This window comes from Marinobacter goseongensis, from assembly GCF_023156235.1.
GTDB lineage: Bacteria > Pseudomonadota > Gammaproteobacteria > Pseudomonadales > Oleiphilaceae > Marinobacter > Marinobacter goseongensis.
Genome location: NZ_JAKZAI010000004.1, coordinates 194,024 through 218,473 on the forward strand (window position 1 = coordinate 194,024; position 24,450 = coordinate 218,473).

Sequence of the window (24,450 nt, forward strand, 5' to 3'; positions counted from 1 at the left end):
GCCAGGTTGGGGAGCATCGCCCGTCAGAGGGAGGTGTTTTCGGCATTTGTGACTATGCTTTGCACAGGGCCCTGAATTGAATGCCGGGTCCTGTGCAGCGGGCAAAAAAACCGGAAATACGGGGGATTTTGTGGCGGAACGGAAAGGGATCACCGTGTTTTACGATGACCGGGTCTTGAAGCATTTTCCGGATGCAAATGCGGCGTTCTTGCCGGGACGGCTGGACAAGCGCATACGCACCATCCTGTCGGGCCTCAACGTGCAGTGGAAGTACCCGGAGCACCCGGGCCGCATCGAGGCCATCATGAAACTGCTGGAGCAGGAACCCATTGCCGGGCTGGCTTTCGCGCCCGGGCAAGCGGCAACGCGGGAGCAACTGGCGCGTGTCCACACCATGTCGTTCCTCGACGATATCTTTTCCCTGCGGGATGAAAGTGCCTGGTTGGATGTGGACACCACAGCGGTGTCGCCCGGCAGCGTGGAGGCGGCAGAGGTCGCCGCCGGTACCGCCATTGCCGCGGTGGAAGCGGTGATGGCCGGCCAGACGGAGAGCGCCTTCGCGGTGGTTCGTCCACCGGGTCATCATGCCGAGCCGGCCCGGGCCCGGGGGTTCTGCCTGTTCAATAACGTGGCGGTGGCGGCCGCCCACGCTCAGGCGGCACTGGGATGTGAGCGGGTGATGATTCTCGATTGGGACGTTCACCACGGCAACGGTACCCAGGACATTTTCTGGGCGGATCCCGACGTCCTGTTCATCGATCTCCACCGCGCCGCGCCCTTCTACCCCGGTACCGGTTCGTTACCGGAGGTGGGTGCCGGGCGCGGTGAGGGTACCACCGTGAACGTGCCGCTGCCGGGCGGCGCCGGCGATGTGGCCTACTTCAAGGCGATGCAGGAGATCGTGGTGCCGGCAGCAGACTATTTCAAACCGGATCTGGTTCTGGTGTCCGCCGGTTTTGATGCGCACTGGTTCGATCTCGCCATGAACGTCAGTTACGAAGGTTTCGCCGCCATGGCCAGCGTGATGCAGGCGGTGGCCAGGAAGCACTGCGATGGGCGGCTGGTGTGCGTTCTGGAGGGTGGCTACAACACGGAATCACTGGCCCGTGGCGTGCATTCGGTGCTGGAGATGCTGGCCGGCGGCTCGGTGCCGGACCCCCGGGTGTGTGGCATCGAGGAAGTTGAGGCTGCCATCGAGTATCACCGGGGCGCGTTTACCGACGACAACCCGGTCTAGGCCTGGCCACTGCGGAACGCGACTGACCAAAGCGCCGCCGGCAGGACTCAGTTGCAGCTGGCCAGCTGATTGATCCAGTCTGCGATCAGTTGGGCACCCACGGTGTCCGGCTGCAGGATGCTGATGGGCGGCATGCGGAATGACCCTTCGGCAAGCATTCTCAGGTATAGCAGCGAATTGTCGGCGTCCCCCGGTGCCAGCAGTTGCGCGCCGGGTCGGTCCGGATCGGTGTTGGTGGGTGAAATGCCGCAGGTCCGGGTATCCCCCAACGTGGTGCCGAAGCGCAGATCCATCGTGCTCTGGGTGGTGCCGCCCGGGCGGTGGCAATGACTGCAGTTGCTGTGCAGGTAGCTGCGCGCCCGTTGGCCGAGGGTAGCGCTGTCGTCGGTGCTGCGGCTCAGGGTCTGGCTGCGCTGGGCCGAGGTGATGGGTTCGCTCAGCACGCCAATGCCGGCCAGGGTTGTCAGCTGATTGGCGGTATTCCCGGTCTGCGGATAGGTGAAATTGCTGTTCAGCTGTGAGGTTTCCAGCCCGAGACTGAAGCCCGCCGCCGCAGTGTGGCACAGGCTGCACTCACCGGCTGACGGGTAGTGCCAGACCTGGCCGCCCACGTCCACGTCCTGGCTGCCCTCCACCAGTTCGGCGTCGCTGCCGGCGTCATCCCATTGGTAGCTGTACCCGGACCAGCTGCCATCGGCGTTGTGCAGGAACAGCCGGGTTTCAATCAGGCTCTGGTCCAGCAGGAAATTCTTCACCAGCACCGAGCCCCGGGGTAGGGCGAAATCACCGCTGCTGTCCACGGTGATGCGGGTGTTGTCCGGCAGCGCCACGTAGCGGGTTTTGTCGGTCCCGTCGGACCAGAAGGGCTCAATCACGGTGTAGGGGATCAGCCCGTCGGCGGGCTGCCAGGGGGCGCTGGCCTGAACGCAGCCGGTGTCGGACAACCGCTGGGGCAGCTCGACTTCCTCGCTCACCGGATCGATCCGGAACAGGCCGGAGAAGGTCACCAGATAGAGCTCGCCGGCGGTGTCCTCGGCAAAGGAGGCCACGTTGCGGCCGGTCTCCAGCAGGGTGCGGCGCTGAAAACTGCCGTCGCCCTGCGGTGCCAGCGCCCACAGTGTGCCGGAGCCAAAGTCGGCAAACAGGTAATGGCCCTGGAGTGCAGGAATGTTGTTGCCGCGGTAGACGTAGCCGCCGGTAACCGAGGTGCCCTCGGAGCGACCGTAAGCCGCCATCGGATCGATAAACGGGCCGGAGGGCGATGCACCGCAGCTGTTGTCGGTGCGCTCGAAGCCTTCGAAACAGCGCCAGCCGTAGTTGCCGCCGGCGCTGATGCGGTTGATTTCCTCGAACCGGTTCTGGCCCACATCGCCGGCCCACAGCTCATCGCTTGCGCGGTCGAAACTGAAGCGCCAGGGGTTGCGCAGGCCGTAGGCGTAGATCTCCGGCAAAGCACCCGATATGCCACTGCCCGCCGGGCTGCCGTCGGCATTGAGCCGGAGGATGCTGCCCAGCCGTGTGGACAGATCCTGGGCCTGATTGGTGGGGTCGTTGGCGCTGCCGCCGTCGCCCAGGGCGACGTACAGCCGGTCGTCGGGGCCGAAGACAATGTGGCCGCCGTTGTGGTTGGAAAAAGGCTGGGATTGTTGCAGCAAGTCACTGCGCAGCAGGGCGCCGGCGCCGTCGACCCGCAGGCTATTGCCGTTGTCGGCGGATTCGAAACGGGCGACCACCGAGGTCATGCCGCTGCCGGTGTCCTCGGTGAACGACAGGTAGAGCAACCCGTTGCTGGCGAATTCGGGATCAAACGCCATGCCCAGCAGCCCGCACTCGCCGCAGTCACTCAGGGTATAGGTGTCGGACAGGTCCACCAGTTCGGTGCGGCTGGGCCCGGCGAGTTCGACTCGGTGGATTACGCCGCCCTGTTCCACCACATAGACAATGCCGGCCAGACCGGGATGGGGGAGCATCAGCAGGGGTTGGCTGAAACTGAGGGAGGGCGCCACGGCGCTCAGCCGGACTTCTCCCGAGCCTTCGAAGGCGAGGCATTGCGTATTGCCCGGTCGCTCGGAGAGTCCGAGCGTGCTTCCGGAGCCGCTGCCTGAACCGCCGCCGCAAGCGGTGACGGACAGGCAGAAGAGTAGCAGAAGACACCGTGTCATGAGCTCTGTCCTCCCTGCAGAGCTTAAATCATAGCCCATCCAGGGCGTGGCGCCAGGGTTACTCGGTGGTGCGCTCTTTCATGTCCCGGGCGCCGTCCTTGAAGTTTTGCCAGGTGGAGGACGTTGCCTCCTTGGTATTTTCCCACGCGCTTTCACTGGTTTTCTTGGTGTTCTCCCAGGCCTGACGCAGGCCGCTGCGGGTCTGGTTCCACCAGCTTTCGTCGTACTCCGGCAGATTTTTCACCGCGTTGCTGTCGGCTTCCATGTGGATCTGATAGTCCAGATCGTCGAAGCGCTTGATGCCGTCATCGTCCGCTTCCAGGCGCACGGTGAAGCTGCCACGTTCAGCCACCACATCGCGGCCGCCAAGGCCCAGCACGTCGCCGGTCTTGATCACGAGGGAGTGAATGGCCATGTCATCGCCGAGCAGAATGTCTTCCACCTCGCCGATTTCTTTGCCGCTGCTGTCATACACATCCGCATCCAGCAGCTCATCGGCGGAATACAGACCCTCAACGGCGTGGGCGGAGGTGCTCAGGGCCAGACTGCCGGCCAGCAGGGACGCGGTCATTGCCTTGATCATAGGTGTACGCATATCGGAACTCCTGTAAGGGTTGAATCCTGAAACAGACCCGGAAACAGCGCAGGTCCGGTGCCTGCTCTCAACTCCAAGCTAACAAAGGCCAGCAGCAGTACCTAGTGACGTTCCGGCAATGATCCTGTAGTCAAATCGTGACAAACCGCCGTTATGGTGTGAGAGGCGTCTGTGGGCGAGGATTGCGGGGAAAGGCCGGCACAGCGGTTGATTTACCGCAAACAGCCCGCATGTAGGGGGCACTGAGGATCGTTCGGGTCTGTTTGACTGAGGTTTCCAATGATAGGGGTTCCCTATACCGAGTTTGGAAATAATCAATTTAAACCACGAACAGAAAATCCGTATCTTTACACTCGACTTTCCAACAACCCTTGAATCCATTAAACAGGAGTTAGCTTACATGGGTATCATCAATAGCGAGATCAAGCCGTTCAACGCCACCGCATTCAAGAGCGGTGAGTTTGTTGAGATCAGCGAAGCAAATGTAAAAGGTAAGTGGGCGGTATTTTTCTTCTACCCGGCCGACTTCACGTTTGTATGCCCGACCGAGCTGGGCGACGTGGCTGACAAGTACGAAGAGCTGCAGAAGCTGGGCGTTGAAGTGTTCTCCGTGTCCACCGACACCCACTTCACTCATAAAGCATGGCACGACAGCTCCGAGACCATCGGCAAGATTAACTATTACATGGTTGGCGACCAGACCGGCACCATCACCAACAACTTCGGTGTGATGCGTGAAGGCCAGGGCCTGGCCGACCGTGCCACCTTCCTGATCGATCCGGACGGCGTGATCCAGGCGATGGAAATCACCGCTGAAGGCATCGGTCGTGACGCCGACGACCTGCTGCGCAAAGTGAAAGCGGCTCAGTACGTTCGCAACAATCCGGGCGAAGTGTGCCCGGCCAAGTGGAAAGAAGGCGAAGCCACTCTGGCGCCGTCTCTGGATCTGGTTGGCAAGATCTAAGCCACTCCCTGCGAGTAGCTCAGAAGCAGAAAACCCCGGTTTATCCGGGGTTTTTTGTGTCCGGTGCAGCCCCCGTGCCCCGTGCCTTGAGGCGATAGAACTCTTCGACCACACCGGCCATGGCCTCCGGGCAGTAGGGGCGCAGGCCGCTCAGCACCAGCCGTTTGCTGACTTCACCCACGGCGTTGCCGCCGGCGATCAGCTGGTATTCCAGCAGAACGTTGCCGCGCTTCCCGGCGGCGTCCAGGGAGGCGTTGCTCAGCTCGAGATCCGGCGACGGCAGCTCCAGACTGGTGAGGGTGAGGCTCATGCTCTCGTACATGACCATCGGCCGGTCGGGATTGAACATCACCCCGTTCGATTCCATTAACGGTTTCAGGGTATGGGGGAAGTTTTTACCGGAGGCCGCAACGTAGGCGCGGGTGATGTCCTCGATCAGTTGTTCGTCTGTGGTGCGGGCACCACTGCGGGCCACTTCGATGTAGACCTTGCCGGCGTCATCGCAGACGTCTATGCCATTCGCGGTGTCCACGAATTGCAGCGGCACGCCGGCACCCAGCAGGCTGCGGAAACGGAAGGTCATGTGTTCCGAGAGCCCGAAGCGGGCCACTACGATGGCGAACAGCAGGTCGCCGGGCACGCAGAAGCGGCGGGCATCCGGGTCGTGAATGGGGTTGAAGTCCCCCGCAATTTCTTTGGCGAACTGGCTGGCCTGCGGAGCGGAGATGTGTACGCGCCCGTTCTGGACGGAGTGGAAACGATCGAGAAACATGCGCTGCCTATGCTGGATGCCAGAGTGTGATGGTTCGGTGTCTCTGGCACACGATACGCTGACAAGCGGCCGTTGGGTATTCGCTATTGGTCAAGACCCCGGAGTCGTAATTGGATCAGGATAGCAAAGCTCTATCAAACAGTTTGGGGCAATTAATTTGAGCATTGGCTTGCCAACCCGTATCTTCGCTTCAATCTAATCTATTGTCCCGTTTCAGCATCTTAAAGGAGAAGCACGACTATGTTGGATGCCAGCATCAAGGAACAACTCAAAGCCTACATGGACAAGCTGCAGCAGCCGATCGAGCTGGTGGCCGCCTATGATGACGGCCCCAAGTCCCAGGAGCTGCGTGAGCTGCTGGAAGAGCTGGAGCCGATGTCCGCCAAGATCAGCCTGCGCACTGAGGAAGATCCTGACGTACGCCGCCCGTCCTTTGCCATCAACCGTGTGGGTACCGACATCGGTGTACGCTTTGCCGGCATCCCCATGGGCCACGAGTTCACGTCGCTGATTCTGGCGCTGCTGCAGGTGGGCGGCCATCCGTCCAAGGCCACTCAGGACGTGATCGAGCAGGTTCAGTCGCTGGACGGTGAGTTCGAATTCGAGACCTACTTCTCCCTGTCCTGCCAGAACTGCCCGGATGTGGTGCAGGCGCTGAACCTGATGAGCGTGCTCAACCCGAAGATCCGGCACACCTCCATCGATGGCGCGCTGTTCCAGGATGAGGTGGAAAAGCGTGAAGTCATGGCGGTGCCGAGTGTCTATCTGAATGGTGCAACGTTCGGCCAGGGCCGGATGACCATGGAAGAAATCGTCGCCAAGCTGGATACCAACTCCGACGCCCGTGAAGCCGAGAAGATCAACGGTAAAGACGCGTTCGAGGTGTTGGTCGTCGGCGGTGGCCCGGCAGGCTCAGCCGCGGCCATCTACGCCGCGCGGAAGGGGATCTCCACCGGTATCGCTGCCGAACGCTTTGGCGGGCAGGTCGCTGACACCATGGGCATCGAGAACCTGATTTCGGTGCCATACACCGAAGGCCCCAAGCTGGTTGCCGCCATGGAGCAGAACGTCAAGGAATACGACGTCGACATCATGAACATGCAGCGCGCCGAGAAGCTGATTCCGGCACCTCGCAAAGGCGGTCTGCACGAGGTGCGTCTGGCCAACGGTGCGTCTCTGAAAGCCCGCACTCTGGTGCTTTCCACTGGCGCCCGCTGGCGCCAGATGGGTGTCCCGGGCGAAGAGGAATATCGTAACAAGGGCGTGGCATACTGCCCGCATTGTGATGGCCCGCTGTTCAAGGGCAAGCGCGTGGCGGTCATTGGCGGTGGCAATTCCGGTGTAGAAGCGGCCATTGATCTGGCCGGTATTGTCGGCCATGTCACGCTGATCGAGTTCGGCGCGGAGATGCGAGCGGACGAAGTGCTGCAGAAGAAACTTCGCAGCCTGAAGAACGTGGAGATCATCACTTCCGGCCAGACCACCGAGATCACCGGTGAGAATGGCAAGGTGAACGGTCTGCAGTACACCGACCGCAACACCGATGAGAGTCATCATGTGGCGCTGGAAGGTGTGTTCGTGCAGATCGGTCTGGTGCCCAACACCGAGTGGCTGAAGGGCGACATCGAACTGAGCCAGCACGGCGAGATCGTCGTCAATGAGCGGGGCGAAACGTCCCTGCCGGGTGTATTCGCGGCTGGCGACGCCACCACCGTGCCGTACAAGCAGATTGTCATCTCCATGGGTGAGGGTTCGAAAGCCGCCCTGAGCGCCTTCGACTTCCTGATCCGGAACTCCGCAGACGACAGTGACAGTGAGGGAGAGAGCGACAGCGCCGCGGCGTAACCCGTCGTCCCGCGACTGTGAAACAGGCACCGGTAACGCCGGTGCCTTTTTTATGGCGGCGGGAAATCCCCTTGTCTGCCCGCCGGCACGCATATAGCCTTGCAGGTCTGTGTCGGGTTGCCGCGCTATCCAAGAGGTATTAAAACCGCATGTTGTCTCGTGCCTGTCTGCTTTGCATCGGTCTGGTCTGTTGTCTGGTGATTCGCACCGTGGATGCTGACCCGCGCCCTCACGTGGTGTTCTTGTCCCCCGACGACTCCAACTTCTGGTCCATGACCGCTGGATTCATGGAAGAGGTTGCGGCTGACCTCGACATGGGTCTGGAAGTCCGTTTTGACCATGACCGGCACCGGTTCAGCTACCAGCAGCTCGCCGAGCGGGTACTCAACCGGAAGCAGCGGCCGGACTATCTGGTGTTCATGGCCAAGGAAAACGTTACCGAACCCATGCTGACCCTGGCCCATGAGGCGGGGGTGAAGACTTTCACCTTCAACACCGAGATTCCACAGGCCGCCCAGGCGACGCTGGGCTTGCCGCGCGAGACGCTGGCCAACTGGATCGGTCATGTGGTTCCGGACAACGTGCAGTCCGGACAGGTTCTTGCCGAGATCCTCGCCGGGCAGGCGCGTCAACTGAGCAAGGCCGAACACCGCGCACCCACCAGGATGATCGCGCTTAGCGGAACGCTGGACTCGTCCGCCGCCAAGGACCGGAATCTGGGGTTGGAGAAGGTGGCCGACGGCGAACAGATCAAGCTGATGCAACTGATCTACGCCGACTGGAGCCGGCAACAGGCGGAGGAAAAAACCCGCGTACTGTTATCGCGGTATTCGGGCATCACCGCTATCTGGAGCGCCAGCGACGGCATGGCCATGGGCGCGATTGACGCGATCAGGCAAACCGGCAGAGCATCGGGTCAGGACATCGTCGTCGGCGGTATGGACTGGGAGCCTCAGGCACTGGCGGCTGTTCGCAGGGGGGAGCTTGCGGTGAGCCTTGGCCGGCATTTTATGGGAGGCGGGCTGGTGCTTTTGCTCCTGCACGATTACCACAAAGGCTACGATTTCGCCTCGGCCTCGGCCTCGTCATCCGCTGCGCTGAAGTATCAGCTTCAGCCGGCCACACCAAGTAATCTGGACAGGGTAGAGCGGGTGATGCGACCGGAGAGTTGGCGGAGGGTGGATTTCCGCGCCTTCAGCCGGGTTCATAATCCCGATCTGGACGGGCAGGCATTCAGCGCAAATCAGGTGATGGACGGATTCATGGCTGCACTCGCGGCTGACGCTGGCGCCAGCCAGCAACCCTGAATCCGCCGAGCCGCTTTCAACCGAGATCGGTTTGCAGACTGCCGGACGTCGCAGGCTGCCCGGACGCATCTGAAAAAAGATGGGGATAGGCGGCCTCGATGCCTTCAACGATGAACCCATGGGGTACGTCATCGAACACGCCATGGTCATTCACATATTCCATGTGCGCGCGGCCGGACTCGGTGAATTCCTGGAAAATGGAATCGTTCACCCCGTCGAATTCCAGCGGCTCCACTTTCATCAGTTCGCACAGCTGGCGGTTGAACGCCGGAGTGGCCTTCACCCAGCGTCCACCCAGGTACAGTTCGATGAAACCGTGCATCCGGAAAATGTCTGACTGGAGCCACTCGATCAGCCTGGGGCTGGAAAGGTGGTTACGCACGTCCGCCAGACCCAGACGGCTGGGAATGCCGATGGAACGGGCTGCCGCCCCCAGCAGTACCGCTTTCGGAATGCAGTAGGTCTCACCGCTTTGCAGGGCGTAGCTGGCGCTGAACGTGGCCGGATCGGTGCGGAACACGTAGGGGTTGTAGTTGATGCTGTCCCGCACCGCGAGGTACAACGCCCTGATCTGCGCAGCCGGGTCGTTCGGTACACCGTCAAGCTGCTCACTAATCCAGGATTTCAGTTCCGGGTTGTCGAAATCAAAAAAATCGGTGGGTTGAAGGTAGCGTTCCATAGGGCTGATCCAGGTTCGGCGCATCGGACCTTCATCGTGGCCAATTAGCAAGCTACACGCAATAGCCATTTCCACCAAGGCCGTTGCCCGGTTTGCTCACGGTTTTCAGGCGCGCCGCCGGGTTCCCTCGGTATGTTCAATTGGCAAGCGGTACCCTCCAGCGCCGGAAATACCGCCTGAGGACTGACCCGTTGAACATACGGCAACCGGGAGCTTGGCCAATTCCCTGGTTGCCGTAACTCGTTACCGTTGGTCCATAGCTGGCCCCACGTTGTCTAACCTGTGTCAGGGCCTGATAAGAATCCACACGGAGCGAGGCCGCTACCATGAGCCAACAACATTTTGATGTACTGATCATCGGCGCCGGGGTGTCCGGCATTGGCATGGCGTGTCACCTGAAACGCGAGTGCCCGGGCAAATCCTTTGCCATCCTCGAACGCCGCCAGTCTCTGGGTGGTACCTGGGATCTGTTCCGCTATCCCGGCATCCGGTCCGACTCTGACATGTTCACCTTCGGCTACAATTTCCGCCCGTGGACCGGTGGCAAGGTGCTGGCGGACGGCGCCTCCATCAAAAACTACGTGAAAGAGACCGCCGCGGAAAACGGGGTCGACAAGCACATCCGCTACGGTCTCGCGGTCAAGACTGCGGACTGGTCGAGCGCTGACAAGTGCTGGCATGTGACGGCCCAGCGCGAGGAAACCGGCGAGACCGAAACCTTCACCGCCGGGTTCATGGTGGGCTGCACCGGCTACTATAACTACGACAAGGGCTACAAGCCTGACTTCCCCGGTGAGGAGAACTTTAAAGGCCAGGTGGTTCACCCCCAGCACTGGCCGGAAAACCTGGATTACACCGGCAAGAAGGTAGTGGTGATCGGCAGTGGTGCCACCGCCATTACCCTGGTGCCGACCATGGCGGAGAAGGCGGCTCATGTCACCATGTTGCAGCGCTCGCCGACGTACCTGATGCCGCTGCCTTCCACCGACAAGGTCACCCTGGCGTTGCAGAAAGTGTTGCCCGCCAAGACCGCCTATAAGCTGACCCGCGCCCGCAACATCTCCGTTGCCCGCTTGCTGTATGAGCGTTCGCGAAAGAGTCCGAAAGCCATGCGCCGGCTGTTCCTGAGCGTGATCAAGCAACAGGTGAACGGCAAGGCTGACATGCGCCACTTTACCCCGGACTACAATCCCTGGGACCAGCGCCTGTGTGTGGTCAAGGACGGTGATCTGTTCAAGGCGCTGAAGGCGGGTAAAGCCGACATTGCCACCGATCACATCGAGTGTTTCACCGAAACCGGCATTCGCCTCAAATCCGGTGAAGAGCTGGCGGCAGACATCATCATTCCGGCCACCGGCCTGGAGGTCCAGATGCTGGGCGGGATCGAGCCGGCGGTGGACGGTGAGCCAGTGGTGTTGAAAGACAAGATCATCTACAAGAACGTATTGGTGGAGGGTGTGCCCAACGCCGGGATGATCTTCGGTTACACCAACATCTCCTGGACCCTGAAAGCAGACATTGCCAGCGAGTACCTGTGCCGGCTGATCAATCACATGGACCGCAAGGGTACGCGGGTGGTGATTCCGCGGGATACCGAGAACAGCCGTGGCGAGGATACCATTCTGGGCGCGCTCAGCTCCGGCTACATCAAACGTGCTGAGGACCGTCTGCCAAAGCAGGGTACCCACGGCCCGTGGAAAGGTTCGCAGAACTACCTGGAAGACGTGAAGGTGCTGCGTTTCGAGCCCATTGAGGACGGCTACCTGGAGTTTGACGGCAAGCGTTCCCGCAGCAACTCCGAGGCCGGTAGCGTCGGTTTCCTGCGGCCGTTACGTTCGGCGCTGTTCGGTTCGTGACAGAACCGGAAGCCGCAAACTGGTTACCATAGTCAACTATGAGTCTGTGCAAGAATGTGTCAGGCTCTTGGCCTCTCGTATTTTGAGCACAGGCTAAGTTGTATGTCGCGCACCGCCAAGAAAAGAAACAAGCCCCTGTGGCACCCGGTTTACTGGCCGTCATGGCTGATGGTTTTCACGCTGTACCTGCTGTCGCTATTGCCCATGTCGGCCAAACAGCGGTTTGGCCGGCGCCTCGGGTGCTTTCTGGAGCGCAAGCTGAAAGCCCGTTCACGGGTTGCCCACACCAACCTCAGTGCCTGCTTGCCCGAGCTGGATGACAGCGCGCGACAACAGCTGGTGCAGGACAATTTTGTGGCCTGCACCCGCGGCTTTCTGGAAAGTACCCACGCCTGGTGGCGGGACATGTCGGGCTATTACGACACCACCGAAATGCTCGGCCTGGAGCATCTGGAGGTCGCCAGAGCGCAGAACCGCGGTGTACTGCTGATCGGTGGCCACTACAGCATTTTTGATTTCGCCCTGCCGCTGATCGCCTGCAAGCTGGACAAACCAGGGTACATGTACCGGCCCAACAACAACCCGGTTATCGACCGCATGATCGAAAACGGGCGGCGCCGTCACTTCAATATCCGGCCTTTTTCCAAGCGGCAGTTACCGCGGATGATGACGTTCCTGAAGGAAGGTGGCCAGGTGTGGTTTGCCTGCGACCAGGATTTCGGCCGTAAAACCGAGCTGTTCGTGCCGTTTTTCGGGGTGGATGCCGGCTGCATTACGTCGCCCAGCTACATTGCCCGGGAATCCGGCGCCGCGGTGATCTGTGTCAGCCACCTGCGGCTGCCCGACGGTCGTTATCGTGTGGAGTTCTCCCCCATTCAGGAGGATTTTGGCCAGGACACAGCCCGCGACGCCGAAACCTGGAACCGCTTTATTGAGTCCACCATCCGCGAGTATCCCGACCAGTACCTGTGGCTGCACAAGCGGTTCAAGAGCCGGCCAGAGGGTGCTGAGAAAATCTATTAGAGTGCGCTATGTCTTCACAGCCTTTCACCACCTCGGAACTGGCTCTTCTGGTCTACCGGGCCGCGCAGGATCGCGAGCGCTGGCCGGAACTGGTCCATGGCCCTCAAGGAGACGGCCAACCCGTTCGATGAAGAGGCGGTCTATGGGGATCGTGAAGCCCGTAGCCGAATCATGGAGGAGTTGCTGCCCCATATCCGCCAGGCGCTGGAGATCGAGCAGGCCATGCGCCAGGGCGAGGCCGCTCGTGACCTTCTGAGCCAGACTCTGGAAATGCTGCCAGTGGGCATTGCGCTGGTGGATGACAGCCTCAATATCCTCACCATGAACCGGCAGGCCGATATCAGCCTGCGGGAGAGCCGTATTCTCGGCAGTCACGGTGGTCGTGTTCGCATCAATAACCGCGACCAGCACCGTGCCCTTCACCAAGCGATTCAACAGTCATTGCAGGCGGGCAGCAGTCATACCCTGATGCTCAGTGATCAGCGCCCCGGTGGTGCCATCTCGCTGATGGTGTGTCCGGCCGACGTTGTGAGAGCCACCGATCAGCAGGAACCGTCTGCCGTCACGCTGTTCATTTCGAATCCGGAAATCAACAACCTGGTGAATGAGCAGACCGTAGCCGACCTGTATGGCCTGAGCGAAGCCAGTTCAAATCAATCTTCCGTAAGACCGATACCAACCGTCAGGCGGATCTGGTGTCGTTGATTCTGTCCGGCCTTGCGCCGATCGGTAATAGCCTGCCAACCGTCGCCGACCGCAGTGGATCTGGCCCGGCGCAGACTGATCCGGGCGGGCGACCATTGAAGGGGTTGTTTCGCCTGGCTGTGACGCTGGCGGACAAGGCGCCGTCACTGGCGGAGCGGATTCTCAACCAGATGGCCCGCAGTATACTGCGGAACCCTGCAAAACATCTGGGGTCGGATGCTGACCGGCAGCTGCTGGCAAATCCGCAAACCCGGCATCAGTATGCGCGTGCCATGGCGGAGTCGTGCAGTCGTGGCTCAGGTGGCTTCGTGGAGGATCTCAAGGCTGTTGCGCGAACACCGGAACTCTCGCCTGACCAACTGGCGCTGCCGGTCTACCTCTGGCACGGTCAGTTGGACGGCTAGGTCTCCGTAAGACAGGCCATCTGCCTGGACGAATGGCTGACGAACAGCGAACTGACTCTGCTTCCCGATGGCGGCCACTTTTTCATCTATGACCGCTGGGAAGCCATTCTGGAGTCATTTACAGGTTGAGGGACGTCCTTGCCAAGGCGACTATTTCCCGCCCAGATAACGGCGAATTGTATCCTCCCAGCTCGCCGTTTCCGTTACCGCCAGTACCCGCTCTGATACCGGCCCACGGATTTCGCTGCCCGCAGGCAAGGCAAAACCGTAAAGCTGTTGCTGGAAGATGTCCGGAAGCACAGTGAGCCGTTTCTTGCCCAACTGCAGATTGCGGTACTGCATCAGCGCCCGGTCATACACCACGGCGTCTGTCTCGCCATTGGCGACCGACAGCATGGCGGCGGTCAGGTCCGGATAGAGTTGATGCCGAATGCGCTCGTCCCGCAGATAAGCCTCGCTGGCCGTTCCGGCGATGGTCGCGACATTGGCGCTGATCAGATCTTCCGGCCCCTGGATCTGATGCTGAAGGTTGCTGACGGTCAGTGAGGAGGTGATAGCGGCGGTAAAGCTGGCCACCATGATCAACCCGGCAAACATCCACGCCAGGGCGACGGCGCGCCCGGCAAAGGACACCGGGGCCTTGTCACCGTAACCCACGGTGGTCATGGTGACGGCGGCCCACCAGAAACTGGCGCCAATGCCCTTGATGGGATCACCGCCGAACTGTTCCGGATTGCGTTTGCGCTCGAACAGCCACAGCACGAAGCCCACGCCCAGCAGCAGCGCACCGAGCGCAATGATCACGCTGACAAACTGCCAACTGATCAGTGCCCGCAAGCTCGCCCAGAGGCCTTGCTCCGGTGCCGGCGGTACGGCAATGGACAGGCCTGTCTGGAAGAACGGGTGGGTGAAGTCAAACTTCACCTCCCGCTCGGCGGTCATGGTCAGTGCACCGACGGCGACGTCGATATCGCCGCTTTCCACCTGAGCAAGCAAGTCCCGGAACGAGAGCGGAACCAGAGTGTAATCACGGCCGATGCCGTCGGCGACTTCCCGCCACAGATCTACACTGATCCCTTCCCATTCACCGGATTCTGCCTCCACCACAAACGGTGGCACCGGGGTGATCCCCACCTTCAAGGGCTCGGATTGAGCTGACAGCTGGCCTGCAGCCAGTGTCAGCAGAACCAGAGCGAACAGACGGCTCCATGTTTTCATTATTTTCTCCTATCCATGGTGCGTTATTCGAACGAAGAGCTGATTACATCGCGATAGTTCCGGATGCGCTGCACGTAGTGCACCGGCTCATAGCCACGGGCATAGCCGTAACGGGTCTGTGGGTAGTACCGCTTGTCCGCTTTCAGGGGCAGAACTTCTTTCATGTCGTCCCACGAATCCGGATTTTTACCCAGGTCCCGCGCCAGCTGGCGGGCGTCCAGTAGGTGCCCCCGGCCGATGTTGTAGCTGGCCAGTGCCAGGAAAGTGCGGTCCGGTTCCGGAATGGTATCCGGCAGACGACGATGGCGGTCGGCCAGGTAGCGGGCGCCGCCATCAATGGCGGCAACCGGATCCAGCCGATCGGTTACGCCAAGAGATTCAGCGGTGTTTTTGGTCAGCATCATGATGCCGCGTACGCCGGTTGGCGACACAGCGGTGGGATCCCAGTGGGACTCCTGGTACGACAGCGCTGCCAACAGATCTGCAGGCATGCCGGTGGTGGTTTCTGCTTCGGCAAAGTGACTGCGGTAGTCGGGCAGGCGGTCGTCGATGCGGCGGTTAAGGGCCCGCAGGTCGACAAAATCGAACTCACCGATGTAGGCGTAGTAACGATTTTCCATGTAGCCGATAGCCTCGTCACCGGCCGTGCTGTTCATCCACTCACGGGCACTGTTTGCCAGATCGGCGGCACCGGCCGGAAGATACCAGCCCAGGTTTTTGCCGGTGGTCAGGTTCATCGCAACTTCAAGGTTGGGGAAGTGGCGGCGCATGACCTGCACGATGTTGGAGTCGGCAACGGTGCATTTCAGCGACTGCTCTGCCACGGCGGCAAGCAGGATTTCCGTGGTTCGGCTGTCGTCTTCCTTAAATTTGATGCCTTCGTGTTCCGTCGCCAGGCCGTTCAGGGTTTCGACATAGCTTGAATCCGCAGTCACGGTGATGGCGACGTCGGTCAGAGCATCAGGCGTGCGGGGCAATGGGCGCATTTCCCGGTGGCACACCAGTTGTTCGGTGATCTCTGTATGAGCGGGGCCCAGAGTAAAACGTTCGGTCCGCGAGGGCAGGTGTGTTAACCCGGCAGCGGCGAGATGCGTTGCGCCGGACTCCAGGGCCTTGATGACCTCGGAGGTGGAATCGTACATGGTCCAGTTCACCTGCCAGCCCTGGCTCTCGGCAAAACGGCTGATCAGGCTGTGCTCGGGACCGATGGGATTTTCGTGGCGATCCAGATAGTAAGTGGTGGAGCCATTTCGGGTGGCGACTTCCAGAATGCCGGTTTCTGCGGGGGGGGCCAGTTGTTTGGCCGGCTTGGAACCGGTACTTTCGCTCTGGCCACATCCCACCAGTGTGGTGAGAAGACAGGCAGACACAGCGTACTTCAGAATCGGAGTCATCACAGACCTCTATTTTTTAAGCATTGTCCGACAGGTTACGAATCGGTCATCCGACTGTATCACCGATGAAACAGTAAAATAGGTATTTACCGATATCCGGACCTCCGGTCAGCGAATGATTGGCCTGTTAAGAGCGAATGACAGTGGCGATGCCTGGCGGGTTTTCCAGAGCTTCCCTAAACTGGGACCCTCACGCCCGATGGATGCCTTATGCACGCCTTGTTCAGTTCCTGTCTTGCTTACGCCGCGCTGCTTGCCGGCGTGCTGGCTTTTTTGCCCGGTGCGGGGCTGTTGGGAGCGCTGGCGGTCAGTCTGGCCGTGGTGATGGGCTGGCGCTCCATGCGAACGGTGCCGCGGGGTGTGTTCGTGGTGGCCGGGTTGGCGTTGGTGTTCGCGCTGGGGCGTGATCCGGCGCTGATTGCCGGTGCTGCCACCAACATGACCCGCCTGGCAGGACTGATCCTGGCAGTGCTTTTGTTGTCGTCGGTCCTGGCCCGCTCCCGGGACCTGCAAAAAATCTCCTCCAGTTTATTCAGCGGTCCGCCCCGCGCTCGCTATGCCAGTGTCACATTCGGCACCGCGCTGGTGGCTGTTCCCCTGAATTTCGGTTCGGTTGCCGTGGTGGGCAGCCTGATTGCCGAGCGCATTCGCACCGATGGCGACAGCAGTGCCGCCCGCAACGGCACTCGTGCTGTGCTCCGTGGCTTCGGCGTGTCGCCGATCTGGTCACCCCTGTCGATTTCCGTGGCGCTCACCCTGACATTGTTGCCCGGGCTGAGCAGTGCGCAGTTGCTTTCCGTTGCCCTGCCGTTCGCTTTGCTGATCTTGCTGGCCGGTTTTTTCTGGCGTGAAGCTGAGCCGGTTGCGATCTCGCTGCCGTCGGAGGACCGTGCCGGGTGGGCGAGCTGGTTGCGGTTCGGCAGCATTATTGCCGCCATCTGTGTCGGAGTGTTCCTGTTCAGCCACACCTATGGCCTGAGTTATGCCCGCTCGGTGACGCTGAGCTGCCTGTCGGCAGTTGTGGTGGGCTGGGCGTTGTCCTGGTTCATTGGCAACAACCCCAGGCTGCCGAATATGGCCAACGTCAGCAACGAGCTGGCCATTGTGGGCGGTTCGGCGTTTATCGGATCCATCATCAGTGCCGTGGTGCTGGGCCACATGGGCGGCTCGATCAGTTTGCCCACCTGGGCCTGGCCACTGCTCGCGGCGCTGGTGCCCTGGGGCTTTTTCCTCGCCGGGCTGGCGGGGGTCAACCCGATCGTGATGGGTACCCTGGCCGGCGGTATCCTGGGCTCGGTGTGGCCCGGCGGTGCCCTGTTGGGCCTGGGCTTCGCCATGGTCTCGGGTTGGGGGATAACCGCCTTCGGTACCCCGTTTGCGGCCAACGCGCTGATCATGGAGCGGCTGACCGGTTACCCGGCGCGAGATGCCTCGCTGCGGTGGAGCCTGATGTTGTCATTGAGCGCACTGGTTCTTGCCAGCGCGGTCGCTTCCATCCTCACAATCGGGCTTGGGTGATCTGGCTGGAACTGGGGCATTGCGTGAAAAATAAATAGCGGCCTACTGAAAAGCACCTATAGCTATTTAGCGGGCCCTCTGTTAACGTGCCCTCATCCTGCCTCTAAGGATTTCCGCAGTCTCCGGCCCAGTGCCGCTTTGCGACCCATCCGATACGACCTGTCAGAGGACGTCACCCCGTTACCAGCGAGTGACCGTAGTCGTCTTTTTTTCCATGAGTTTTCATGGCATCTGCCCGCATTCGCCGAAGACGGTGTTCGTGGAGGCAGAATTAATCAAGAGTACTTATATGAATTTTTCTTCCCTCGGTTTGTCCGAGCAGCTCGTCCGTGCCACTTCCGATCAGGGTTACGATACCCCTTCGCCCATTCAGCTTCAGGCCATTCCTGCGGTGCTGTCGGGTCGCGATGTGATGGCTGCGGCCCAGACGGGCACCGGTAAAACTGCCGGGTTTACCTTGCCGATCCTGCAGCGCCTGGGTGAAAACCCGCGCAGTGGTAAAGGCCCCCGCGCGTTGATTCTGACGCCGACACGGGAGCTGGCAGCACAGGTTCACGATAGCGTGAATCTTTACAGCAAATACATTCCCACCAAGGCCGCGGTGGTTTTCGGTGGCGTCAAAATCAATCCGCAGATGATGAAGTTGCGCAAAGGCGTTGACGTTCTGGTGGCAACACCGGGCCGGTTGATGGATCTGTACCAGCAGAATGCCGTGCGCTTCAACGAAGTGGAATTCCTGGTGCTGGACGAAGCCGACCGCATGCTGGACATGGGTTTTATCCGCGACATCCGCAAGATTCTTGCGTTGCTGCCGGCGAAACGCCAGAACCTGCTTTTTTCTGCCACTTTCTCCAGCGAGATCCGCGGCTTGGCGGAAGGTCTGCTGAATAATCCGGTGCAGGTCGAAGTCGCTGCCCGCAACACGTCGGCGGAAAACATTATTCAGTCTGTGTATCCGGTCGATCAGAGCCAGAAAACCGCTCTGCTCAGCAAGCTGGTACGTGATAACAGCTGGGAACAGGTACTGGTGTTTACTCGTACCAAGCACGGTGCCAACCGCCTGACCCAGAAACTGGAGAAAGACGGCATCACCGCCGCTGCCATTCATGGCAACAAGTCCCAGGGGGCCCGTACCCGCGCGTTGGCGGATTTCAAGGCTGGCGAAGTGCGGGTGCTGGTGGCAACCGATATCGCTGCGCGTGGTCTCGATATCAAGCAGCTGCCCCAGGTAGTGAACTTTGAGCTGCCTAATGTGCCGGAAGATTACGTGCACCGTATCGGCCGCACCGGTCGTGCTGGCGAAAGCGGCCACGCGTTGTCGCTGGTCAGTGCCGACGAAGGCAAGATGCTCGCGGGTATCGAAAGGCTGATCAAGAAGCAGTTGCCGCGCAAGAGCATGGAAGGCTTTGAGCCGACCAACAACCTGCCGCTCAAGCCGAAGGCCAAAGCCGATCCCAGCCGTGCGCGCAATCGCAACGGTAATGGCGGTGGTAACGGTAAGCCCGGCGGCAATGGCCGCAGCTTTGGCCCCAAGCCCGGCGGTCGCAGTGGTGGTCGCGGCCAGAACGGCGGTGGCGGCCAGGCGAGGCGCTCACCCCAACGTGAAAGCGCCTGATCCACAGCGCGCTGTTAAAAAGCCGTCGAGGCTCTGAACTCGACGGCTTTTTTATGTGCAATCCAATGGTGCGCGATTTTGCCAGTTTGTGGAGCGCATGACCTGAAACAGTGCGCTCGGCAGTATTACAAATCTATGACGCGGTCGTCATAATTACTCAAGTTATTGTTTTTAAAGTTTATTAATTTTTGGCACGGTCGTTGCTCAGCCTTAGAGGAGTGTTTCCAAACTGTAACCTTTAAGGTGGTCCAATGAAAAAGCAATCCCTTCGAATGATGGTTTCCTTGTTGAGCGCTGGTGTCATCGGAGCCGTTGCCGTTCCTTCAGTAGCCTCTGCAGAAACCACAGCCAACGTTAGTGTTGTCAGTAACTACATCTTCCGTGGCGTGACTCAGACCGACGGCGACGCAGCCGTTCAGGGCGGTCTCGATTATGCGGACGAGTCAGGCCTCTATGTAGGCGGCTGGGCGTCTACGGTTGATTTTGGTACTGCAGACCCAGTTACGTCTTATGAGATCGATCTCTACGCGGGTTTCGCTGGGGAAGTTGAGGGCGTTGGTTACGATGTCGGGTATTTGTATTATGCTTACCCCGATTCGGACACCAACATTGACTTTGGTGAAATTTATGGCGAACTGAGCTACAGCTTGTTTGCGCTTGGAGTAGCGTATACCGTCAACAGCGAAAATAAAGATTCCGTTTTCGACACCGGTGATATTTATTACTACGCATCGGCTGGTGTTCCGTTGGCGAACGATTTCAGCGTAAGCCTGACAGCCGGCTACTACGACTTCGACGTAGATGGCGATCCAGGATTTGACGATGTAAGTTACGCTCATTACGCTGCTGGTATTGCTAAAGATGCCGGTGAATTCGGTGAGGTTAGCTTTAACTTTGAGTATGCTGATATTGAAGAAAGTAATCCCGTTTTCGGGTCGCTCCGAGCTGAAAAGCCTCAGTTCTGGCTGGGCTGGAGCAAGAGCTTCTGATCATCTCCAGACTCTAAAACCGCAGTTAGAAAAAGGGAGCCGTATGGCTCCCTTTTTTTTGTCCGGATCTGGCCCGGTTGGATCAGAACCGGTAGATGAACCCCGCCATGTAAACCATCGGGTCGATTTCAACCTCGGTGGTGATTTCACCCACTTCCACATCACCCGCCAGCGCCGTGATGGTGGCGTCGGTCTCCAGATCCACCCACCAGATGGCCGCGTTCAGACCGAAATTCTCGCTCAGCATGTAGTCCACGCCCAGCTCCAGGGCGACCCCGACACTGTCATCCAGATCCAGTTTCGAACCGTCCACGGTGCCGGCCGGTGTGCCGAAGTTGGCCTGTGCCACCGAGTCGATCACCGTGTTGAGCGTGCCGGTGGTTTTTTCCTCGAAGAAGGTGGTGTAGTTCACGCCCACGCCGGCGTAGGGTTGCAGCCGCGATGCGCTGTCCATGGGGAAGTACTGCAAGGTCAGCGTCGGTGGCAGATGTTTGGTTTCTGCCAGTTTGCCGAAGCCTTCCAGGCCATCGGCGCCGCTGATGTTGTGCTTGAACGGAGTGGCACCCAGCACGCCGATACCGATGTGGGAGGTCACCATATAGGTGGCGGTGATGCCCAACTGGTTGTTACTGTCGACCGCCACACCGGTGCCTGGCAGCGCCAGATCCTGGCCCGCAAGAGGGCCTTTGCCGGCAAAGGCAAGATCGCTGCTGGAATCATCCGGCGCCACGTGGGCGGGACCGATCCGCACCATGAAATCACCGGCTTCATAAGCCTGGACAACGGGCGCCATCGCCAGTAAGCCGGCAGCCAGAGCGCTGAGGGTAAATGCACGGGACATCACAATCTCCTTGAACCTGAATAGTCGATGGCTACAGGTTAAGGACAATCGCGGGAGAGAACTTGATGTAGAGCAAGTGCGCGGGCCCGTGGCTCAATAGCTCACGGAGAGATTGATTCAACTCAAAAAAACGGCAGCTGGGGGCCTTCTGCGGATTGTCAGCCAGTCTTCTTTTTGCTGTCCGATGGTTTGAGCTGGCCGATGTTATCGCCCGGCACAAAGACGTCACGTACGGTCAGCGGCTTGCCGTCAGCGTCACGGACATCCACCGGCAGTATGGTGCGGCCGGTTTCACGGTCTCTCAGGTCCAGTGGCGCCTGATCCGGCGCGGGATTCCATTTGTCGCCCCACTGGCGCAGGGCAATCACGATCGGGAACAGGTCACGACCCTTTTCGGTCAAGCGGTATTCAAAGCGGGAGCCGTGTTCGCCCACATCCACTTTTTTCAGAACTTCGTTGTCCACCAGCCGAGCCAGACGGTCACAGAGGATGTTGCGGGCAATGCCCAGTTCCTGCTGAAAGTCCACGAAACGCCGTGTGCCGTGCATGGCATGCAGCACGATCAGCAGCGACCACCAGTCACCCACCTCATTAAGGGCGCGGGCAACGGAGCAATTGGAATCATCAAAACGTTTTCTGGCCATGCTTTGGAGTGTACAGAATAGGGTTGCATTTTAAAACCAGATTCAATAGGGTTGCTTTACGAAACCAAATTGATGAGGTTGCTATAGTCCATGAGCATAAATCTCGGTCCCATGTTTGAACCGTTTGAAATTCACAACCTGACACTGCGCAACCGCGTGGCTATGGCCCCGATGACCCGCAACTTCTCCCCGGGCAATGTCCCCGGCGATGATGTGGTGGCGTACTATCGCCGCCGTGCCGAGAACGGGGTTGGCCTGCTGATCACCGAGGGCACCACCGTGAATCACCCGGGTGCCAACGGCTACCCGAATGTGCCCTTCTTCCACGGCGACGAATCCCTCGCCGGTTGGAAAAGCGTAGTTGATGCCGTTCACGAAGCCGGCGGCGCCATTTTCCCTCAGCTTTGGCACGTGGGTGCGGTGCGCAAGGAAGGTGTTGAGCCGGATCCCTCCGTGCCCGGTTACAGCCCGTCCGGCCTGTTCGCACCGGGCAAGCCCAACGGCAAGGCCATGAGCAAGGGCGACATTGACGACGTGATCACCGCCTTCGCCGATGCCGCCCAGGACGCCAAAGCACTGGGCTTTGACGGCGTCGAGATCCACGGCGCCCACGGTTACCTGCTGGATCAGTTCCTGTGGGAGGGCACCAACCAGCGAGACGACGAGTACGGCGGCAGCATGGAAAACCGTCTACGTTTTGTGGTGGAAATTGTCGAAGCCGTACGCCATCGCGTGGGCCCGGATTACCCGATCATGCTGCGGTTCTCCCAGTGGAAGCAGCAAGACTACGAAGCGAAACTGGTCAACACCCCGGAAGAGCTGGAGCAGTTCCTCAAGCCTCTGGTAGACGCCGGTGTCGACATTTTCCACGCCTCCACACGCCGTTTCTGGGAGCCGGAATTCGAAGGTTCCACCCTCAATCTGGCGGGCTGGACCCAGAAACTGAGCGGCAAGCCGACCATGTCGGTGGGCAGTGTGGGCCTGACCGAAGACTTCATCAGCGGCACCTTCGCGAGCAAAAAGGAGGCGGTGGAACAGTCTGGCATTGATGAACTGGTGGAGCGCATGAACAATCACGAGTTCGAGCTGATCGCGGTCGGCCGCGCCTTGCTGCAGGACCCGGAATGGCTGGTGAAAGTGAAAGAAGGTCGGCTTAACGACGTGGAAGCGTTCGCCAAGAAGTCCCTGGCCAAACTGTACTGAGCCTCCCCTTCCGCCGCGCCGTTGAAAATGGCACCGTTGAGCCGTCGTCAGACCCAACGGTGCCGGCGCGTCAGCCTCTTAGCCCGGTCACCAGTTTGTCGATGCTGTCCTTGGCATCGCCAAACAGCATGCGGGTGTTGTCCTTGAAGAACAGCGGGTTTTCCACACCGGAATAGCCGGTGGCCATGCCCCGCTTGAGGACAACCACCTGTCGGGATTTCCACACTTCCAGCACCGGCATGCCGGCAATCGGGCTGCCGGGATCTTCCGCTGCGGCCGGGTTGACGGTGTCGTTGGCACCGATCACCAGCACCACGTCGGTGCTTGGAAAGTCGTCGTTGATCTCGTCCATTTCCAGAACGATGTCATAGGGCACGTGGGCTTCCGCCAGCAGCACGTTCATGTGGCCGGGCAGGCGACCAGCGACCGGGTGGATGCCAAACCGCACATTCACACCACGCTCCCGCAGGATTTTGGTCATTTCGCTGACGCCGTTCTGGGCCTGGGCCACGGCCATGCCGTAACCGGGCACGATGATCACTGAATCGGCGTTGCGCAGTTCCTCGCACACATCATCCGCACTGGACTCATGGACGGTCTGATCCGGATCGGCAGCGCTTGCGCTGCTAGTGGTCTGGCCAAAGCCACCGAGGATCACACTGATGAATGACCGGTTCATGGCCTTGCACATGATGTAGCTGAGAATGGCACCGCTGCTGCCCACCAGGGCACCCACCACGATCAGCAGGTCGTTGCCCAGCATGAAACCGATCGAGGCCGCCGCCCACCCGGAATAGCTGTTGAGCATGGACACCACTACCGGCATGTCGGCACCTCCGATGGCCATGATCAGGTGCACGCCCAGCACGCAGGCGATCACCGTCATGATGACCAGATAGAGAATGCCCAGGCCCGTGCTGTCGGTGCCCAGGAACCAGCTGCCCAGCACCACGCAGGCGATGATGGCCGCCAGGTTCATCAGATGCCGGCCTGGCAGGGTCAGCGCCTTGCTGTCGATGCGGCCATCCAGCTTGCCACAGGCAACCAGCGAACCGGTGAAGGTCACAGCACCGATAAAGATGCCCAGAAAAACTTCCACCAGATGGATGGTGTGCTCGGTGCCAGTAGTGGCAACCAGCGGTTCAATGTAGCCTGAGAAGCCCACCAGAACCGCAGCCAGGCCCACAAAGCTGTGCAGCAGGGCTACCAGCTGGGGCATCTGGGTCATTTCCACCTTGTTGGCAATGGGGATGCCGATACCGGCACCAATCAGTATGGCAATCGCAATGGCGATGATGCCGCCGTCGCTGCCAAAGCTCGCCAGGGTGGCACCCACAGCGATGATGATCCCGGCGACACCGTATAGGTTACCGCGGCGGGCAGATTCCTGGTGGCTGAGGCCACCCAGGCTAAGGATAAACAACACACTCGCGACCACGTAGGCCACGCTCACCATTCCTGTACTCATGTTGGGCGCCT

22 protein-coding genes are annotated in these 24,450 nt (G+C 60.0%); 13 read left to right on the top strand and 9 right to left on the bottom strand.

The annotated features are described in order from the left end of the window. Window positions 1-130: 130 nt before the first annotated feature. Window positions 131-1,237, top strand: coding sequence for a histone deacetylase family protein (locus tag MLC70_RS04495; protein ID WP_248181873.1), 1,107 nt, complete (start codon window positions 131-133; stop codon window positions 1,235-1,237). A 47-nt stretch (window positions 1,238-1,284) separates the two neighbouring features. On the opposite strand, the gene MLC70_RS04500 is transcribed toward MLC70_RS04495, so the two are convergent. Beyond that, window positions 1,285-3,399, bottom strand: a complete 2,115-nt coding sequence (locus tag MLC70_RS04500; protein WP_248181874.1) for a PQQ-dependent sugar dehydrogenase — start codon at window positions 3,397-3,399, stop codon at window positions 1,285-1,287. A 58-nt stretch (window positions 3,400-3,457) separates the two neighbouring features. Next, window positions 3,458-3,994, bottom strand: coding sequence for a PRC-barrel domain-containing protein (locus MLC70_RS04505; RefSeq protein ID WP_248181875.1), 537 nt, complete (start codon window positions 3,992-3,994; stop codon window positions 3,458-3,460). Between the two features lie 400 nt (window positions 3,995-4,394). Here MLC70_RS04505 and ahpC point away from each other — a divergent pair, with 400 nt between their 5' ends. Next, window positions 4,395-4,958, top strand: a complete 564-nt coding sequence (gene ahpC / locus MLC70_RS04510) for an alkyl hydroperoxide reductase subunit C (RefSeq protein WP_248181876.1) — start codon at window positions 4,395-4,397, stop codon at window positions 4,956-4,958. 40 nt (window positions 4,959-4,998) lie between these two features. Here ahpC and MLC70_RS04515 read toward each other — a convergent pair whose 3' ends face one another. Then, window positions 4,999-5,730, bottom strand: coding sequence for a DUF3581 domain-containing protein (locus tag MLC70_RS04515; protein ID WP_248181877.1), 732 nt, complete (start codon window positions 5,728-5,730; stop codon window positions 4,999-5,001). A 240-nt stretch (window positions 5,731-5,970) separates the two neighbouring features. Between MLC70_RS04515 and ahpF the strand changes: the two genes are divergently transcribed. Both ahpF and MLC70_RS04525 read left to right on the top strand, forming a co-directional pair. After that, window positions 5,971-7,575 carry an alkyl hydroperoxide reductase subunit F gene (gene ahpF / locus MLC70_RS04520; protein WP_248181878.1) on the top strand — a complete coding sequence of 535 codons (1,605 nt, stop codon included), beginning with the start codon at window positions 5,971-5,973 and terminating at the stop codon, window positions 7,573-7,575. Between the two features lie 149 nt (window positions 7,576-7,724). After that, window positions 7,725-8,882, top strand: a complete 1,158-nt coding sequence (locus MLC70_RS04525) for an ABC transporter substrate-binding protein (RefSeq protein WP_248181879.1) — start codon at window positions 7,725-7,727, stop codon at window positions 8,880-8,882. 16 nt (window positions 8,883-8,898) lie between these two features. On the opposite strand, the gene MLC70_RS04530 is transcribed toward MLC70_RS04525, so the two are convergent. Next, the gene (locus tag MLC70_RS04530) at window positions 8,899-9,561 is read right to left on the bottom strand and encodes a transglutaminase-like domain-containing protein (protein WP_248181880.1); all 663 of its coding nucleotides are present in this window, start codon (window positions 9,559-9,561) and stop codon (window positions 8,899-8,901) included. A gap of 326 nt (window positions 9,562-9,887) precedes the next feature. On the opposite strand from MLC70_RS04530, the gene MLC70_RS04535 reads away from it, so the two are divergent. The 5 genes from MLC70_RS04535 (at window position 9,888) to MLC70_RS04550 (ending at window position 13,549) form a co-directional block, all read left to right on the top strand. Next, entirely contained in the window at window positions 9,888-11,417 is a 1,530-nt protein-coding gene (locus MLC70_RS04535) for a flavin-containing monooxygenase (RefSeq protein WP_248181881.1), read from the top strand. Between the two features lie 102 nt (window positions 11,418-11,519). Beyond that, the gene (locus tag MLC70_RS04540) at window positions 11,520-12,440 is read left to right on the top strand and encodes a lysophospholipid acyltransferase family protein (RefSeq protein ID WP_248181882.1); all 921 of its coding nucleotides are present in this window, start codon (window positions 11,520-11,522) and stop codon (window positions 12,438-12,440) included. Between the two features lie 8 nt (window positions 12,441-12,448). Next, entirely contained in the window at window positions 12,449-12,571 is a 123-nt protein-coding gene (locus MLC70_RS18515) for a hypothetical protein (RefSeq protein ID WP_282448300.1), read from the top strand. After that, window positions 12,537-13,145 (top strand): hypothetical protein, encoded by a 609-nt coding sequence (locus tag MLC70_RS04545; RefSeq protein ID WP_248181883.1) that lies wholly within the window; start codon window positions 12,537-12,539, stop codon window positions 13,143-13,145. Before MLC70_RS18515 ends, MLC70_RS04545 begins: the two co-directional genes overlap by 35 nt. Next, on the top strand, window positions 13,136-13,549 hold the full coding sequence (locus MLC70_RS04550; protein ID WP_248181884.1) for a hypothetical protein: 414 nt from the start codon (window positions 13,136-13,138) through the stop codon (window positions 13,547-13,549). Before MLC70_RS04545 ends, MLC70_RS04550 begins: the two co-directional genes overlap by 10 nt. Window positions 13,550-13,699: 150 nt before the next feature. Here MLC70_RS04550 and MLC70_RS04555 read toward each other — a convergent pair whose 3' ends face one another. Both MLC70_RS04555 and mltF read right to left on the bottom strand, forming a co-directional pair. Then, window positions 13,700-14,767, bottom strand: coding sequence for a transporter substrate-binding domain-containing protein (locus MLC70_RS04555; protein ID WP_248181885.1), 1,068 nt, complete (start codon window positions 14,765-14,767; stop codon window positions 13,700-13,702). Between the two features lie 23 nt (window positions 14,768-14,790). Next, the gene (mltF, locus tag MLC70_RS04560; protein ID WP_248181886.1) at window positions 14,791-16,161 is read right to left on the bottom strand and encodes a membrane-bound lytic murein transglycosylase MltF; all 1,371 of its coding nucleotides are present in this window, start codon (window positions 16,159-16,161) and stop codon (window positions 14,791-14,793) included. Between the two features lie 210 nt (window positions 16,162-16,371). Here mltF and MLC70_RS04565 point away from each other — a divergent pair, with 210 nt between their 5' ends. The 3 genes from MLC70_RS04565 (at window position 16,372) to MLC70_RS04575 (ending at window position 20,283) form a co-directional block, all read left to right on the top strand. Beyond that, the gene (locus MLC70_RS04565; protein WP_248181887.1) at window positions 16,372-17,679 is read left to right on the top strand and encodes a hypothetical protein; all 1,308 of its coding nucleotides are present in this window, start codon (window positions 16,372-16,374) and stop codon (window positions 17,677-17,679) included. Between the two features lie 289 nt (window positions 17,680-17,968). Next, complete coding sequence (locus MLC70_RS04570) at window positions 17,969-19,294, top strand: DEAD/DEAH box helicase (protein WP_248181888.1); 1,326 nt, start codon at window positions 17,969-17,971, stop codon at window positions 19,292-19,294. Between the two features lie 251 nt (window positions 19,295-19,545). After that, window positions 19,546-20,283, top strand: coding sequence for a TorF family putative porin (locus MLC70_RS04575; RefSeq protein WP_248181889.1), 738 nt, complete (start codon window positions 19,546-19,548; stop codon window positions 20,281-20,283). Between the two features lie 82 nt (window positions 20,284-20,365). Here the strand turns inward: MLC70_RS04575 and MLC70_RS04580 are convergent, their stop codons facing one another. Beyond that, on the bottom strand, window positions 20,366-21,124 hold the full coding sequence (locus MLC70_RS04580; protein WP_248181890.1) for an OmpW/AlkL family protein: 759 nt from the start codon (window positions 21,122-21,124) through the stop codon (window positions 20,366-20,368). A gap of 158 nt (window positions 21,125-21,282) precedes the next feature. Next, window positions 21,283-21,768 (bottom strand): winged helix-turn-helix transcriptional regulator, encoded by a 486-nt coding sequence (locus MLC70_RS04585; RefSeq protein ID WP_248181891.1) that lies wholly within the window; start codon window positions 21,766-21,768, stop codon window positions 21,283-21,285. A 90-nt stretch (window positions 21,769-21,858) separates the two neighbouring features. On the opposite strand from MLC70_RS04585, the gene MLC70_RS04590 reads away from it, so the two are divergent. After that, the gene (locus MLC70_RS04590) at window positions 21,859-22,971 is read left to right on the top strand and encodes an NADH:flavin oxidoreductase (protein ID WP_248181892.1); all 1,113 of its coding nucleotides are present in this window, start codon (window positions 21,859-21,861) and stop codon (window positions 22,969-22,971) included. Between the two features lie 70 nt (window positions 22,972-23,041). Here the strand turns inward: MLC70_RS04590 and pntB are convergent, their stop codons facing one another. Further along, window positions 23,042-24,439: a Re/Si-specific NAD(P)(+) transhydrogenase subunit beta gene (gene pntB, locus MLC70_RS04595; protein ID WP_248181893.1), complete on the bottom strand. Its 1,398-nt coding sequence runs from the start codon at window positions 24,437-24,439 to the stop codon at window positions 23,042-23,044. Window positions 24,440-24,450: the final 11 nt, after the last annotated feature.